The organism is Pseudomonas sp. P97.38 (genome assembly GCF_001269745.1).
GTDB lineage: Bacteria > Pseudomonadota > Gammaproteobacteria > Pseudomonadales > Pseudomonadaceae > Aquipseudomonas > Aquipseudomonas chlororaphis_E.
Window position 1 is genome coordinate 24,880 of the sequence record NZ_LHVJ01000008.1, and the last position, 16,454, is coordinate 41,333.

12 protein-coding genes are annotated in these 16,454 nt (G+C 62.0%); 10 read left to right on the forward strand and 2 right to left on the reverse strand.

The features are described from left to right. Nucleotides 1-686: 686 nt before the first annotated feature. From AD664_RS01535 to AD664_RS01575, 9 genes are all read left to right on the forward strand, one after another. Nucleotides 687-2,087 carry a polynucleotide adenylyltransferase PcnB gene (locus tag AD664_RS01535; RefSeq protein ID WP_053143966.1) on the forward strand — a complete coding sequence of 467 codons (1,401 nt, stop codon included), beginning with the start codon at nucleotides 687-689 and terminating at the stop codon, nucleotides 2,085-2,087. Nucleotides 2,088-2,090: 3 nt separating this feature from the next. Further along, entirely contained in the window at nucleotides 2,091-2,576 is a 486-nt protein-coding gene (folK, locus tag AD664_RS01540) for a 2-amino-4-hydroxy-6-hydroxymethyldihydropteridine diphosphokinase (protein WP_053143968.1), read from the forward strand. A gap of 326 nt (nucleotides 2,577-2,902) precedes the next feature. After that, entirely contained in the window at nucleotides 2,903-3,703 is an 801-nt protein-coding gene (gene panB / locus AD664_RS01545) for a 3-methyl-2-oxobutanoate hydroxymethyltransferase (RefSeq protein WP_053143970.1), read from the forward strand. Further along, nucleotides 3,700-4,560: a pantoate--beta-alanine ligase gene (gene panC / locus AD664_RS01550; RefSeq protein ID WP_053143972.1), complete on the forward strand. Its 861-nt coding sequence runs from the start codon at nucleotides 3,700-3,702 to the stop codon at nucleotides 4,558-4,560. Before panB ends, panC begins: the two co-directional genes overlap by 4 nt. A 328-nt stretch (nucleotides 4,561-4,888) precedes the next feature. Continuing rightward, a complete protein-coding gene (pgi, locus tag AD664_RS01555) occupies nucleotides 4,889-6,553 on the forward strand; it encodes a glucose-6-phosphate isomerase (RefSeq protein WP_042728797.1) in 1,665 nt (554 codons plus the stop codon). 191 nt (nucleotides 6,554-6,744) lie between these two features. Beyond that, on the forward strand, nucleotides 6,745-8,682 hold the full coding sequence (gene acs, locus AD664_RS01560) for an acetate--CoA ligase (RefSeq protein WP_053143974.1): 1,938 nt from the start codon (nucleotides 6,745-6,747) through the stop codon (nucleotides 8,680-8,682). Nucleotides 8,683-8,871: 189 nt separating this feature from the next. Continuing rightward, complete coding sequence (locus tag AD664_RS01565) at nucleotides 8,872-9,888, forward strand: class I SAM-dependent rRNA methyltransferase (RefSeq protein ID WP_053143976.1); 1,017 nt, start codon at nucleotides 8,872-8,874, stop codon at nucleotides 9,886-9,888. Nucleotides 9,889-10,004: 116 nt separating this feature from the next. After that, nucleotides 10,005-12,938 carry a DUF748 domain-containing protein gene (locus AD664_RS01570; RefSeq protein ID WP_172679683.1) on the forward strand — a complete coding sequence of 978 codons (2,934 nt, stop codon included), beginning with the start codon at nucleotides 10,005-10,007 and terminating at the stop codon, nucleotides 12,936-12,938. After that, nucleotides 12,938-13,234 (forward strand): DUF2845 domain-containing protein, encoded by a 297-nt coding sequence (locus AD664_RS01575; protein ID WP_053143980.1) that lies wholly within the window; start codon nucleotides 12,938-12,940, stop codon nucleotides 13,232-13,234. Before AD664_RS01570 ends, AD664_RS01575 begins: the two co-directional genes overlap by 1 nt. Nucleotides 13,235-13,497: 263 nt before the next feature. Here AD664_RS01575 and AD664_RS01580 read toward each other — a convergent pair whose 3' ends face one another. Next, the gene (locus AD664_RS01580; RefSeq protein WP_042730996.1) at nucleotides 13,498-13,851 is read right to left on the reverse strand and encodes a BON domain-containing protein; all 354 of its coding nucleotides are present in this window, start codon (nucleotides 13,849-13,851) and stop codon (nucleotides 13,498-13,500) included. A gap of 264 nt (nucleotides 13,852-14,115) precedes the next feature. Beyond that, nucleotides 14,116-14,523: a pilin gene (locus AD664_RS01585; RefSeq protein ID WP_042730995.1), complete on the reverse strand. Its 408-nt coding sequence runs from the start codon at nucleotides 14,521-14,523 to the stop codon at nucleotides 14,116-14,118. 230 nt (nucleotides 14,524-14,753) lie between these two features. Here AD664_RS01585 and pilB point away from each other — a divergent pair, with 230 nt between their 5' ends. After that, nucleotides 14,754-16,454 (forward strand): type IV-A pilus assembly ATPase PilB, encoded by a 1,701-nt coding sequence (gene pilB / locus AD664_RS01590; RefSeq protein ID WP_042730994.1) that lies wholly within the window; start codon nucleotides 14,754-14,756, stop codon nucleotides 16,452-16,454.

Below are 16,454 nucleotides of genomic sequence, written 5' to 3' on the forward strand. Positions count from 1 at the left end.
AAAACTGTTACCTCAGTTTTTTCACGTAACAGAAGCCGGGGTTTACGGTAACGAAACCCCGGCTTTTTTTCGCCCACGAAAAATGGCTATAACCATAGAACCCCCGGTTTCACTGGGCCACGCAAAAGTTGGCACGCACCCTGCTATAGCTTTGGTACAAGAACAATAACAAGCAATGCAAAAGACAATAAAAATAAGACGAATCGACTCACGCACAATAAAAACAAGGCGGCGAGAGGCGCAGCTAACTGATTCTTTTGGAGAGGCGTTGTATTTGGGGCTTGCCCCACAACCAGGCCGAGAACAATAAAAACTGTCTCAAGACAGGTGCCTGAACTGGTTGGATCGGTTGATCACTGCAACACAGCGACCAAAGCAATCCGTTTGCTCTTGACTCCCGATTGGGAGCGTCACGAAGGGAAACCTCGTGGCACGGGCACTCAACAAAAACAAGAAGCCCGAAATCAATAATAAAAATAGAGCACGAAACTAATTCTGGGGGAGCTTAGGCTCCCCTTGTGGTTTCCGACGTTCCGCCCTCCCCCAAGCCTACAGGGCTTATCGTTCAAAGCTTGCAGCCAAATCTGCTGCGTCCTACACCATCCCTCGACTAAATGCTAGAATCCCCGCCCATCATGCGGTCAATTCTTCATTTTGGCCGAACATTCCTTCAAACAGTGCATCCCATGCTGAAGAAGCTGTTCCAGTCATTCCGTTCTCCCTTGCGTCGTACGCAACACATTCGCAGCACGCCTGAAGTGCTCAACATCGGCCAGCATTCGCTGCAAAAGGCCCAGTTCAGCCGTTATGCGGTGAACATCGTCGAACGCTTGCAGAACGCCGGCTACCAGGCTTACCTGGTCGGTGGCTGTGTGCGCGACATGCTGCTCAACATCACGCCCAAGGATTTCGACGTCGCCACCAGCGCCACGCCGGAGCAGGTCCGGGCCGAATTCCGCAACGCACGGATCATTGGCCGGCGCTTCAAGCTGGTCCATATCCATTTCGGGCGCGAAATCATTGAAGTGGCGACGTTCCGCGCCAACCACCCGCAAAACGACGAAGAAGAAGACAGCAACCAGTCTTCTCGCAACGAGAGCGGGCGCATCCTGCGCGACAACGTCTACGGCACCCTGGAAGAAGACGCGCAACGCCGCGACTTCACCATCAACGCCCTCTACTATGACCCGGTCAGCGAGCGCATTCTCGACTACGCCAATGGCGTGCACGACATCCGCAACCATCTGATCCGGTTGATCGGCGACCCCAGGCAGCGTTACCAGGAAGACCCGGTACGCATGTTGCGGGCCGTGCGTTTCGCCGCCAAGCTGAACTTCGGCATCGAAAAACACAGCGCCGCGCCGATTCGCGACCTGGCGCCGATGCTGCGGGAGATCCCTTCGGCGCGGTTGTTCGAGGAAGTGCTCAAGCTGTTCCTGTCGGGCAACGCCGCGGACACCTTCGAGATGCTGGTGGACCTGCAGCTGTTCGACCCGCTGTTCCCCGCCAGTGCCGAAGCGCTGGAGCACAACCCGACCTACACCCACACCTTGATCAGCGAAGCCCTGATCAACACCGACCTGCGCATCAAGCAGAACAAACCGGTGACCCCGGCGTTCCTGTTCGCCGCCCTGCTCTGGCCAGCCTTGCCAGCACGGGTATTGCGCCTGCAAGACCGTGGCATGCCGCCGATTCCGGCGATGCAGGAAGCCGCCCACGAACTGATTGCCGAACAGTGCCAACGCATCGCGATTCCAAAACGCTTCACGATGCCGATCCGCGAGATCTGGGACATGCAGGAGCGCCTGCCACGGCGCAGCGGCAAACGCGCCGACCTGCTGCTGGACAACCCGCGGTTCCGCGCCGGCTACGACTTCTTGTTGCTGCGCGAAAGCGCTGGCGAGCAGACCGATGGCCTCGGCGAATGGTGGACCGATTACCAGGATGCCAACGACAGCGAACGCCGCGAGATGATCCGCGAACTCAGCGGCAAGGATGAAGCCGGCAGCGGCCCGCGCAAGCGGCGTCGCAGCGGGGGTGGTACCAAGCGCAAGCGCGCCGGTGCTTCGAGCGAGTCGGGCGAGTAATCGGTGGAACGCGTCTACATCGGCATGGGCAGCAACCTGGCCGAACCTGCCGAGCAACTGCGCAGTGCCCTCCAGGCCCTGGCGCAACTGCCCGATACCGAACTAGCAGGCGTCTCGTCGTTCTATCAAAGCGACTCGCTGTTGCCTGGGCAGCCGCGCTACACCAATGCGGTGGCGGCGCTGGACAGTCGCCTGGCACCGCTGGACCTGCTCGACGCCCTGCAGGCCATCGAAACCGGCCAAGGTCGCGAGCGCCTGGAACGCTGGGGCCCGCGCACCCTGGACCTGGACATCCTGCTGTTCGGCGACCGCCTGATCGACGAACCCCGCCTCAAAGTCCCGCATTACCACATGCAGGCCCGGGCGTTTGTCCTGTATCCGCTGGCGGAACTGGCGCCCGCCGAGCTGCGCCTGGCCGATGGACGCCTGCTCCAGGACCTGCTTGCCGCCTGCCCGTTCGAAGGCCTGGAACGCCTAAAGCCTGTGTAACCCCTTGTGGGAGCGAGCTTGCTCGCGCCCGCAACTCAGGATCATTGCTGTCGGCTACACCTCAGGCGTGGGGACCGGACAGTCACATCAGAAACGCCCCTCCTCGCTGAAACGCATCAGTAACCTCGGTAACACCCGCCGGTAACACATCCAATTGACTTCCCGGGTCCTCCTCACGACTATAGGCGTCCCATAGCCGCCAACGCGGCGTTTAAGGGCGCAATCCAGGCCTTACAAGCACCACGCATAAGAGGGTGCGCCTGTGTAAATGACGAATCATGCGCGTTACTCGCAGTAGTTCACGAGCGCCTGAAGAGGACTTTTTCATGCCAGCTATTACCCTGACCACGCTGCAAGGTCTCAAGCAGAAAGGTGAAAAAATCACCATGCTGACCTGCTATGACGCAACGTTCGCCCACGCCTGCAACGAGGCGGGTGTCGAAGTGTTGCTGGTGGGCGATTCCCTCGGCATGGTGCTGCAAGGCCACGACAGCACGCTGCCGGTGACCACCGCCGACATGGCTTATCACGTGGCCGCCGTCAAACGCGGTAACACCGATGCACTGATCCTCGCCGACCTGCCGTTCATGGCCTACGCCACCCTCGAACAAACCATGACCAACAGCGCCCTGCTGATGCAGGCCGGCGCGCACATGGTCAAGGTCGAAGGGGCCTTGTGGTTGGCGGACTCGATCCGGCTGCTGGCCGAACGTGGCATCCCGGTGTGCGCGCACCTGGGCCTGACGCCGCAGGCGGTGAACATCCTGGGCGGCTACAAGGTCCAGGGGCGCAATGAAAACCAGGCACGCCAGATGCGCGCCGATGCCATTGCCCTGGAACAGGCCGGCGCGGCGATGCTGCTGCTCGAGTGTGTGCCCAGCGAACTGGCGGAAGAAATCACCCAGGCGGTGAAGATCCCGGTGATCGGGATCGGCGCCGGTAACGCCACCGACGGCCAGGTGCTGGTGCTGCACGACATGCTCGGCTTGTCGCTCACCGGGCGCTCGCCCAAGTTCGTGAAGAACTTCATGGCCGGGCAAACCAGCATCCAGGCCGCCCTGGGCGCCTACGTAGCCGAAGTGAAGGCCGCGACCTTCCCAGGCGTCGAACACGGATTCTCTGCATGAACACCGTCAAAACCGTACGCGAACTGCGCGCCGCCGTGGCTCGCGCCCGCAGCGAAGGCAAACGCATCGCCTTCGTGCCGACCATGGGCAACCTGCACAGCGGCCACGTGGCGCTGGTGACCAAGGCCGGGCAACGGGCCGACTTCGTCGTGACGAGCATTTTCGTCAACCCGCTGCAATTCGGCGCCGGCGAAGACCTGGACAAGTACCCCCGCACCCTGGCGGCCGACCAGGAGAAACTGCTCCAGGCCGGCTGCCACCTGCTGTTCGCCCCCAGCGTCGAGGAGATGTACCCCGACGGCATGGTCGGGCAGACCCGGATCAGTGTCCCGCAGTTATCCGAAGGCCTGTGTGGCGCCAGCCGCCCCGGGCACTTCGAGGGTGTGGCGACGGTGGTCAGCAAGCTGTTCAACATGGTCCAGCCAGACATCGCGGTGTTTGGCCAGAAAGACTTCCAGCAACTGGCGGTGATCCGCGCGCTGGTCCATGACTTGAACATGCCGATCCAGATCATCGGCGAACCAACCGTGCGTGCCGACGACGGCCTGGCGCTGTCGTCGCGCAATGGCTTCCTCAGCGCCGAGCAACGCGCCGTCGCCCCTGTGGTTTATCGTGGCCTGAGCCAGATAGCCGAGGCCATCCGGCAGGGACAGCGCGATTACCCGGCGTTGGTCGCCGGGCAGATCCAGCAACTCCAAGCGGCAGGCCTGCGCCCCGACTACCTGGAAATCCGCCACGCCCGAACCTTGCGCCCAGCCACCCAGGAAGACCGCGACCTGGTGATTCTGGTGGCCGCCTTCCTGGGGACCACCCGGTTGATCGACAACCTGCACCTGGACCTCGACGCGCCTCTCTGACCCTACCCTGCCGTGGGAACGAGCCTACCCGCGAAAGCGCTGGATCCGTCAGCTTCAATGCTGACTGAGCCACCCCCTTCGCGCGCCAGGCTCGCTCTCACACAAGATCGTGGCACCGCACCCGCTCGTCGCCACCTCCCCAGCCCCGATGTATAAAAAAGTACCGCCTTGTGGTCTGACAAAGCCGAGACAGATCGCAACGCGAGGTTTACTGTAGTCGCCCTGCGTCCGGCGATCGTCCCGATGCAGTGTCCGGACGCCCGTCCCATGCCGCGCCGGCATTTTTAGTGTACAAAAGGTCGTTCAAGTAAAAAGGAAACCCGCAGCGATGGCGTACTACCGAACCCCTCATGACGTGACCGCTCTGCCCGCCTGGCAAGCGCTGAATGACCACCGCAAAGCCATGCAGGATTTCAGCATGCGCGAAGCGTTCAATGCCGACCCGCAGCGTTTCAACCAATTCACCCTGTCGAGCTGCGGCCTGTTTCTCGACTACTCGAAAAACCTGATCAACGCCCAGACCCGCGACCTGCTGGTCAGCCTGGCCAACGAAGTCGACCTCCAGGGCGCGATCAAGGCATTGTTCGAAGGCGAAATCGTCAACTCGTCCGAAGGCCGTCCGGCCCTGCACACCGCGCTGCGCCGTCCAGTGGGCGACAAGCTGTCGGTCAACGGCGTCAACGTGATGCCGGAAGTCCACAAGGTGCTGAACCAGATCACCGACCTGGTGGGCCGCATTCACGACGGCCTGTGGCGTGGCTACACCGAGAAGCCGATCACCGACGTGGTGAACATCGGCATCGGTGGCTCGTTCCTCGGCCCGCAACTGGTGTCCGAAGCCCTGTTGTCCTACACGCACAAAGGCGTACGTTGCCACTACCTGGCAAACATCGACGGCAGCGAATTCCACGAACTGACCATGAAGCTGCGCGCCGAGACCACGCTGTTCATCGTCTCGTCGAAATCCTTCAACACCCTCGAAACCTTGAAGAACGCCCAGGCCGCTCGTTCCTGGTACCTCGCCCAGGGCGGTTCCGAGGCCGAGCTGTATCGTCACTTCATCGCGGTGTCGAGCAACAACGCCGCTGCCGTGGCCTTTGGTATCCGTGAAGAAAACATCTTCCCGATGTGGGACTGGGTCGGCGGGCGCTACTCGCTGTGGTCGGCCATCGGCCTGCCGATCGCCCTGGCCATCGGCATGTCCAACTTCAAGGAATTGCTCTCCGGGGCCTATTCCATGGACCAGCATTTCCAGAGCGCACCGTTCGAACAGAACATGCCGGTGCTGCTGGCCCTGCTGGGCGTGTGGTACGGCAACTTCTGGGGCGCGCAGAGCCATGCGATCCTGCCGTACGACCACTACCTGCGTAACATCACCAAGCACTTGCAACAGCTGGACATGGAGTCCAACGGCAAGAGCGTGCGCCAGGACGGCACCCCCGTGTCCACCGACACCGGGCCGGTGATCTGGGGGGGCGTCGGCTGTAACGGCCAGCATGCCTATCACCAGTTGTTGCACCAGGGCACGCAACTGATTCCGGCCGACTTCATCGTGCCGATCGTCAGCTTCAACCCGGTCGCCGACCATCACCAGTGGCTGTACGCCAACTGCCTGTCCCAGAGCCAGGCACTGATGCTGGGCAAGACCCGCGCCGAAGCCGAAGCCGAGCTGCGGGACAAGGGCGCGAGCGAAGAAGAGGTACAGAAACTGGCTTCCCACAAGGTGATCCCGGGCAACCGTCCGAGCAACACCCTGGTGGTCGAACGCATCAGCCCGCGGCGCCTGGGTGCGCTGGTGGCGTTGTATGAACACAAGGTGTTCGTACAAAGCGTGGTCTGGGGCATCAACGCCTTCGACCAATGGGGCGTGGAGCTGGGCAAGGAATTGGGCAAAGGCGTGTACAACCGTCTGGTGGGCAGCGAAGAAAGCCCGGCGGAAGACGCTTCGACCCAAGGCCTGATCAACTACTTCCGCGGACGCCATCGCGGCTGACCCCCGAGGTTTGCATGCCCCTGTGGGAGCGAGCTTGCTCGCGAAGGCGATGTGTCAGTGGCCATTCATGTGCCTGACACCCCGCCTTCGCGAGCAAGCCCGCTCCCACAAGGACTTCATGTACAGCTTGAACTCGATATTCGCTGGGCGCATCTTTAGGCTTGTCGCTAAAACAAGAATAAGGATCCGTCATGTTCGAGATCAGCCAGTACCCCCAAGCCGACACCGTCCGCCGGGCTGCGCAGTTGAGTCAGGACGAGTACCAGCGGCTCTACAAGGAATCCATCGAACACCCCAGCGCCTTCTGGGCCGGGCAGGCCACGCGCTTTCTCGACTGGATGGCACCCTGGCAAACCGTCCAGCGCTATGACCTCAAGAACGGCGACGCAACCTGGTTCGCCGGCGGCAAGTTGAACGTCAGCGCCAACTGCATCGACCGTCACCTGGACACCCGTGGCGACCAGGTCGCGATCATCTGGGAAGGCGACAACCCCGCCGAATCGGCGCAAATCACCTACAAAAAACTTCATCACCATGTCTGCCGCCTGGCCAACGTGCTGAGAAGTCGTGGAGTGAAAAAAGGCGATCGGGTCTGCATCTACATGCCGATGATTCCAGAGGCGGCCTACGCCATGCTCGCCTGCACCCGCATCGGTGCGGTGCACTCGGTGGTGTTCGGCGGCTTCTCGCCGGACTCGCTGCGCGACCGGATTCTCGACGCCGATTGCCGCACCGTGATCACCGCGGACGAAGGCGTGCGCGGCGGGCGTTTCATACCGCTCAAGCGCAACGTCGACAAGGCCCTGGAAAGCTGCCCGAATGTCAGCACCGTGGTGGTGGTCGAGCGCACCCAGGGCGAGGTGAACTGGGTCGAAGGTCGCGACCTGTGGTACCACCAGGCCATGCACGAGGCGAGCGACGACTGCCCGGCCGAGCCGATGGACGCCGAGGACCCGCTGTTCATCCTCTACACCTCCGGCAGCACCGGCAAACCCAAGGGTGTCCTGCACACCACCGGCGGCTACCTGCTGCAAGCGGCGATGACGTTCAAGTACGTGCTGGACTACCGCGACAACGAAGTCTTCTGGTGCACCGCCGATGTCGGCTGGGTCACCGGCCACAGCTACATCGTCTACGGGCCGCTGGCCAACGGCGCCACCACGCTGATCTTCGAGGGCGTACCGAGCCACCCCAGTAGCTCACGCTTCTGGCAGGTGATCGACAAGCACCAGGTCAACATTTTCTACACCGCGCCGACGGCCCTGCGAGCGCTGATGCGCGAAGGCCCCGGTCCCCTGCAGGACACTTCTCGCCAGAGCCTGCGATTGCTCGGCAGTGTTGGTGAGCCGATCAACCCCGAAGCGTGGGAGTGGTATTTCAATGCGGTCGGCGAACAGCGCTGCCCGATTGTCGATACCTGGTGGCAGACCGAGACCGGCGGCATCATGCTCAGCCCGCTGGTCAGCGCCCCACGGCTCAAGCCGGGCTGCGCCACCCGGCCGATGTTCGGCGTACAGCCGGTGCTGCTGGACGAAGTGGGCAAGGAGATCAGCGGCGCCGGCAGCGGCGTGCTGGCCATCAAATCCAGTTGGCCCGGGCAGATCCGCAGCGTCTACGGTGACCATCAGCGCATGGTCGACACCTACTTCAAGCCTTACCCCGGCTATTACTTCACCGGGGATGGGGCCCGTCGCGATGAAGATGGCGATTACTGGATCACCGGGCGCATCGACGACGTGATCAACGTCTCCGGCCACCGCATCGGCACCGCCGAAGTGGAAAGCGCCTTGGTGCTGCACGACAGCATTGCCGAAGCGGCGGTGGTCGGCTATCCCCATGACCTCAAGGGCCAGGGCATCTATGCCTTCGTCACCCCCATGAACGGCGTCGAGGCCAACGAAGCGTTGCACCAGGAGCTGCTGGCCCATGTCAGCAAGGAAATCGGTAGCTTCGCCAAGCCGGAACTGATCCAGTGGGCGCCGGCGCTGCCCAAGACCCGCTCGGGCAAAATCATGCGCCGTATCCTGCGCAAGATCGCCTGCAACGAGCTGGATAGCCTGGGCGACACCTCGACCCTGGCCGACCCGAGCGTGGTGGAAGGGCTGATCGACAAGCGCCTGAATCGCTGATATCACCGCAATCCCTGTGGCGAGGGAGCTTGCTCCCGCTGGGTTGCGTAGCAGCCCCAAAAAAACAGGGCCGCTTCGCGCCCCAGCGGGAGCAAGCTCCCTCGCCACGGTCAGTGCTCGGCTATGAACCGCATACACTGTCCATAGCTGCTAAACTCCCGCGCCTCATTTCTCTAAGGCGCGCATGGCATGTCTTCCTTGAATCAGGCGCTGCGCGCCGCCCTCGACCAGCGTCAGGATCTGCTTGGCCAGTTGCACCAGCAAGGCACCGACTGCTATCGCCTGTTCCATGGCAGCCAGGAAGGCGCACCCGGCCTGACCGTGGACCGCTACGGCCCGCAACTGCTGGTGCAGAGCTTCCATCAGACGCTGGAGCGCGATGCGCTGCTGCAATTGCATGGCATCGTCAACGAACACCTGGGCCTGGACACCCTGCTGGTCTACAACGACCGCTCAGGGGGCAACTCGCGCATTGACCGCCAGGACCCGGTCTACCAGGCCGACGAAGCAGCCCTGCAAGACCTGGTCGGCCATGAGTGGGGCCTGAACTACCGCGTACGCGGGCGCCATGCTGGGCAGGATCCGCTGCTGTTCCTCGACCTGCGCAACGCTCGGGGTTGGGTCAAGGCCCACAGCCGCGGCAAGAGCGTGCTGAACCTGTTCGCCTACACCTGTGGCGTCGGCCTGAGCGCGGCGGCCGGTGGGGCGCGGGAGGTCTGCAACCTCGACTTCGCCGAAGGCAACCTGGCGGTCGGCCGTGAGAATGGCTCGCTCAACCCGACCTTGCCGGCCATGACGTTCGTGCAATCGGATTACTTCCCGGCGATCCGTCAGTTGGCCGGCCTGCCCATCAGCCAGCGGCGCGGGCAGAAGCTGCCCAGTTATGTGCGCCTGGAACCGCGCCAGTACGATCTGGTGCTGCTCGACCCGCCGGCCTGGGCCAAGAGCGCGTTCGGCACCGTCGACCTGCTGCGCGACTACCAGAGCCTGCTCAAACCGGCGCTGCTGACCACCGCCGACGACGGCGTGCTGATCTGCTGCAACAACCTGGCGAAGGTGCCCATGGACGACTGGCGCGAGCAGGTGCTGCGCTGCGCGCAAAAGGCTGGCCGCCCGGTTCGGGAGTGGAGCGTACTGACGCCCGGCAGCGATTTCCCTTCGCTGGACCATCAGCCGCCGCTCAAGACGTTGATCCTGCAGCTTTGAATCCGGCGCAATCCTACTGCAAAAGCGGACAAGTCTCATAAATCACAGTGGTTTCGGAACCGCAAACGCATGCCATACTCCAAGGCACTCCGAATTCACATCAGATGAAGCCGCACATGCCCAAAGGATTGCTCCGCGCTCTCGGCGCCCTGTTGACCGCACTGGCCCTCTACAGCCTGTTGGGTTTCCTGATCCTGCCCGGTGTCGCCTTGCGGATCGCCAATCAGCAGTTGGCCGAGCACGCCACGGTGCCCGCCAGGATCCAGCGGGTCGAGCTCAATCCGTTCAGCCTCGAAGTGACCCTCTGGGGCTTGAGCATCGGCGAACCGGGCAAGGAGCAGATTGGCTTCGAACGGTTGTACGCCAACCTGCAGGTCGACAGCCTGTGGTCAGGCGCCCTGCACCTGGCCGACATCGAGCTGGACAAACCCAAGACCGAGGTGGTGTTCGCCAAGGATGGCCAGTTGAACCTGCTGGGCCTGTTCAAGCTGCCGGCCAGCGAGCCGACCCCGGCCGACCCCGAGGCCAAGCCATTTCCACTGCGTGTGGACCGGATCAAGCTGGCCAGCGGCTACGTGCACTTCCAGGACCTGCGCCCCAGCGAGCCGATCGAGTTTCTCTACGACGCCCTCGATTTCGAGCTGAAGAACCTCAGCACCCTGCCCGACGACAGCGCCGACATGACCTTGGTGGCCGTCGGCCCTGGCGGCGGACGTGTCGACTGGACCGGTAACTTCAGCCTTACGCCCATCGCCTCCGAAGGCAAACTCAAGATCACCGACGGCCAGATGAAAGCCTTCTGGCCCTACGTCCGCGACGCCGTACCGCTGGTGCTGGAGAACGGCGTGCTGAACGTCAGCACCGACTACAGGCTCAACCTGGCCAAGGGCACCGAATTGCGCCTGGACAATGTCGCCGCCAGCGTCGCGCCCTTCGCCATCAAGGCACCCGATGGCCGGCCATTGGCCAGGCTCGAACGCCTGGACGTCAGCGAAACCACGGTCGACCTGGCCAAGCAGCAAGTGGTGGTGGGCAAGATCCGCAGCCAGAAACTCGAGACCTGGGCCGCTCGCGAGGCGGACGGGCAGCTCGACTGGCAAAAGCTCTTCGCCAGCCAGCCGGCCAAGCCACAGGCCAAGGCCGAACCCGCTTCAGCCCCGGCCGCCGCCGACTCACCGAAACCTGAACCCGCCGCCCCCAGCAAACCCTGGCAGGTGTTGTTGAAAGACGTGCAACTGCGCAATTACCAGGTGCACCTGGCCGACCGCCAGGCGCAACCTGCCGTGGCACTGGAAGTCGGCCCGCTGAACCTGGACCTGCAGAACTACGACACGCTCAACGGTTCGCCCTTTACCCTCAAGCTGGACACCGGGCTGGGCAAACAGGGCAAGATCCTCGCCGACGGCGAGGTGAACCTGAACCCGATCAGCGCCCGGCTCAAGGTCAAGACCCAGGACATCGACCTGCGAGTCGCCCAGTCGTACATCAACCCGTTCATTCGACTGGAACTGCGCTCCGGGATGCTCGGCAGCGACCTGGCGGTAGACCTCAAGAGCACCGAGCCGCTGGCCTTTGCAGTGACCGGCCGTGCCCAGGTCGATCAATTGCACACCCTCGACACCCTAAAGACCCGGGACTTCCTCAAGTGGCAGAGCCTGGTCCTCGAAGGCCTCGACTACCAGCACGGTGACCGCCTCTCCATCGACAAGGTCAACCTGTTCCAGCCTTATGCCCGCTTCATGATCAACGACGACCGCACCACCAACGTCGATGACCTGTTGATCCCGCAACCGGCCGAGGGCGCGCCGCAAACCGCGGCGGCCAAACCGGCCTCGGCGGAAAAACCCCTGGGCATTCACATCGGTGGCATAGCCATCAACGACGGCTCGGCCAACTTCGCCGACTTCAGCCTGACGCCGAATTTCGCCACGGCCATCCAACAGCTCAACGGCCAGATCGGCACCATCGACAGCCGCGAGGCCAAGCCGGCCAGCGTCGACGTCAAGGGTAAGGTCGACCGCTATGCGCCGGTCACCATCAAGGGGGCAGTCAACCCCTTCGACCCGATGGCCAGCCTCGACATCGCCACCAGTTTCAAACGGGTCGAGCTGACCACCCTGACCCCCTACTCCGGCAAGTTCGCCGGCTACCGTATCCGCAAGGGTCGGCTCAACCTGGACCTGCATTACCGCATCACCAAGGGTCAGCTCCAGGCTGAAAACAAAGTGGTGGTCGAGCAATTGCAACTGGGGGAAAAAGTCGACAGCCCGGACGCCGTGAGCCTGCCATTGAAGCTGGCCATCGCGCTGCTGAAGGACTCCGACGGCAAGATTTCCATCGAACTGCCGGTGACCGGCAACCTCAACGACCCGCAATTCAGCGTCATGCCGATTGTCTGGCAGACCTTGCGCAACCTGGTGGTCCGCGCGGCGCAGGCGCCGTTCAAGCTCATCGGCGGGCTGGTGTCCGGTGGTGGTTCTGAGGACCTCGGCAGCGTGGCATTCGCCCCAGGTTCAAGCGACTTGAGCAAAGAAAGCGAGGGCGTGCTGCTCAAACTTTCCGAAGCCTTGGGCAAGCGCCCGGAACTGCGCCTGGAGATCGAAGGCACGGCGGCCGAAAGCAGCGACGGCCCGCTGCTCGCCGCCCAGCGCCTGGAACGTGAATACCAGTACAACTACTACAAGATGCTGCAGCGGCGCGGCGACAAGGTGCCGGCCCAGGCCTCGCTGCTGCAGGTGCCCGAAGATGAGAAGGCACCGTTGCTCGAAGGCATCTATCGCACCCGCCTCAAGACCCAGCCGCCGGCCGAATGGGCGCAGCTGGACAAAAAAGCGCGCACCGACAAGCTGCGCGAAAGCGTGATCAAGTTCTGGAGCGGCAGTGATGTGTTGCTGCGCCAACTGGGGCAAGAGCGGGCCGGTAGCATCAAGGACTTTTTGGTGGACAAAGGGCGCCTGGCCGACGACCGCGTCTACTTCATCGACGCCAGCCTCGGCCAGGCCGAGAGCGACGGACGCGTCATTACCCCCATGCACCTGGATGCCGAATGATGAAGTGTTTGTACCTGCTCGGCCTGGGCGCATGGCTGGCCGCCGGCACGGCATCGGCAGCCGATACGTTGCGTTGCGGCAGCCAGTTGATCAGCGTCGGCGACCGCTCCAGCGAAGTGCTGCAAAAGTGTGGCGAGCCTGCGGCGCGGGACGACCTGGGCTACAAGCGCAGCGTCAATCGCCGGGAAGAATACCCGGTTGAGGAATGGACCTACGGCCCCAACAGCGGCATGTACCAGTACCTGCGTTTCGAGGGAAACCGGTTGGTGCAGATCACCAGCAAGCGCGGGCGCTGACAGGGCGCTCTCTTCGCGAGCAAGCTCGCTCCCACAGGGACCGTGCAGGCCACCCCATGTGAGGGCGAGCTTGCTCGCGAATACCCCCACCACCGCTCACGCCAGTTTTCCCCCCTGAATAGAACAGGCCCCCGGCACGTATGCCGGGGGCCTGTAATGACCACGTCCGTGTGGCCTTCGCATGAACTTCAAAAGCAACGGCAGGCGTATGACTCAGCCCGCTTGCCGCGCCTTCTCCCGGTCCAGGCGAGAACTCGTCAGCCTTACTCGGCTTTCAGGCCATCAGCCGAGACGGCTTTGACGCCTTTGATTTTCTTGGCAATCGCCACGGCCATGTCTTTTTGCGAATCAGTCACGGCCACGGTGGAGGACAGCGACACAACACCTTTGTTGGTTTCAACTTTGATGTCGGAGCCTGGAATACCTTTTTCAGTCAGCAGGTCAGCCTTGACCTTGGTGGTGATCCAGGTGTCGGAAGTGGTTTCCTTCGCCTTGGTCACTTCGCCAGCAGCCAGCATCATTGGAGCCTGAGTTGCTTGAGTGGTCTCGGCGAATGCGCTAGCCATGGTCAGGGTCAGAGCGGTTGCAGCAGCGGCAGTGATAGCGAACTTCTTCATACGAGTAACTCCTGTTTTTCTCAGAAACTGCCGGATATGCATCCAGCAGGGTTACCAGGAGTAGTGCGAAGGCTGTGCCAGTTTTGATAAATCAATTAATTCCTTATAAATCAAATAGTTAAGCGAAGCGGCAAAATTCATAATCATGCAAATTGCATGAGCCTTCCATTTTCAACATGCAACTTGCCGATTCTGCCTCGCCGCTAAGCTGATGAATCAAAGAAGGTTTTAAACGGCGAGGGAGTGCCCCATCGCCGCGCAGTATCAGGTACCAGGGCAAGCGGTCGGCAGGTATTCCTTGGGTGCGGTGGATGCGCATGTCCAGGCGCCATTGACATCACGGCTGAGCGTGATCGTTTTACCTGCTATGGCGGCAGGGGCGTTCTGGAGGGTACAAATGATAGAGCCCGCCGTCGTGGCTGTACCTGTTAGCGAGATGGCGCAATTATTGGTTGTGGACGGGGCGTTCATGAGGGCCAACGTTGGCGTAACCCCCTGATTCATCTGATCCTCGTACGCTACCTTCAGCGCGGATATTTCCCCCAGTCCGGCGGTAGCCTTCGCCCGCGCCTGGTACCTGGAATACTGCGGCAACGCAAACGTCGCCAGGATGCCGATGATCGCCACGACGATCAGCAGTTCGATCAGGGTAAAACCTTTTTGCTTGCTCATAGACTTCTCCATCGCATGAGGCGGAATCTCATGTCCTGAGGCGGCTATTGCACGGCACATGCCAACCCTCAAGACGCCACTTACAAGGGACTTCGCCGGCCAGGAGCCTTGCGTCCTACCCCAACAACCGCACTATCTGACACTTTTTGTCACCCCGCCCCGCTGGTTTGGCGTCGATGCTTGACTAGGCTATAAGTCATGAACTGTCCGCGTCTGGTATCCCCATGCCCATGAATGACATCGCACTCAGTGGCTTGACCAAGCAACTGGTGCTGGCTGAACTGATCACCGAGCAGAATGCCCAGCAGGCGTACCAGCAGGCCCAGCGCAATCGCATGCCCCTGGTCAGCTACCTGGTACAGAACAAACTGGTCCAGAGTCGTCAGGTTGCGGAAATTGCCTCGGAGCATTTCGGCGTCGCCCTGCTGGATCTCAACAGCCTCGACAAGGAGAACCAGCCCGCCGGCCTGGTCAGCGAGAAACTGGTCCGCCAACACCACGCCCTGCCGCTCTGGCGACGTGGCAACAAGTTGTTCGTGGGCATCTCCGATCCAACCAACCACCAGGCCATCAATGACATTCAGTTCAGCACCGGCCTGACCACCGAAGCCATCCTGGTGGAGGACGACAAACTCAGCGACGCCATCGAAAAGTTCTTCGAGTCCAGCAGCACCGGCCTGGAGGGCATGGGCGATGTCGACCTCGACGGCCTGGACATCGAGTCGGACGACGACCGCAAGCAGGACACCCTTGCCGGCCAGGACGCCGACGACGCGCCGGTGGTGCGGTTCGTCAACAAGATGTTGCTGGACGCGATCAAGGGCGGTTCCTCCGACCTGCACTTCGAGCCTTATGAAAAATCCTACCGGGTGCGGGTGCGCACCGACGGCATGCTACGTGAAGTGGCCAAGCCGCCCACCCAACTGGCCGGCCGTATCGCTGCACGGCTGAAGGTCATGGCCAGCCTGGATATTTCCGAGCGCCGCAAGCCCCAGGACGGACGCCTGAAAATGCGCCTGTCGAAAAACAAGTCGATCGATTTCCGGGTCAACACCCTGCCCACGCTCTGGGGCGAAAAAGTGGTCATCCGGATCCTCGACCCTTCCAGTGCGCAAATGGGTATCGACGCACTGGGCTACGAGCCCGACCAGAAAGCGCTGTACATGGCGGCGCTCAAGCAACCCCAGGGGCTGATCCTGGTCACCGGGCCCACCGGCTCGGGCAAGACCGTATCGCTCTACACCGGGCTGAACATCCTCAACACCGTGGACATCAACATTTCCACCGCCGAGGATCCGGTGGAAATCAACATGGAAGGCATCAACCAGGTCAACGTGAACCCGCGCCAGGGGCTGGATTTCGCCCAGGCCCTGCGCTCGTTCCTGCGCCAGGACCCGGACGTGATCATGGTCGGCGAGATCCGCGACCTGGAAACCGCCGAGATCGCCATCAAGGCCGCCCAGACCGGTCACCTGGTGCTCTCCACGCTGCACACCAACAGCGCGGCCGAAACCCTGATCCGCTTGCAGAACATGGGCATCCCCGGCTTCAACATCGCCACCGCCGTGCACTTGATCATCGCCCAGCGGCTGGCGCGCAAGTTGTGCAACCACTGCAAGAAAGCCCTGGAGATTCCCGACGAAACCCTGCTCAAGGAAGGCTTCCCCCGGGAACGCATCGGCTCATTCACGATCTATGAGCCGGTCGGTTGCCAGCAGTGCAACAGTGGCTACAAAGGGCGCGTGGGGGTCTACGAAGTGGTCAGGAATACACCTCAGTTGCAACGCTTGATCATGGCCGAAGGCAACTCGTTGGAAATCGACCTGCAAATGCGCAAGGACGGCTTCAATGACCTGCGCACCTCGGGGCTGCTCAAGGTGATGCAGGGCGTCACCAGCCTCGAAGAAATCAACCGGGTCACCAAGGATTGA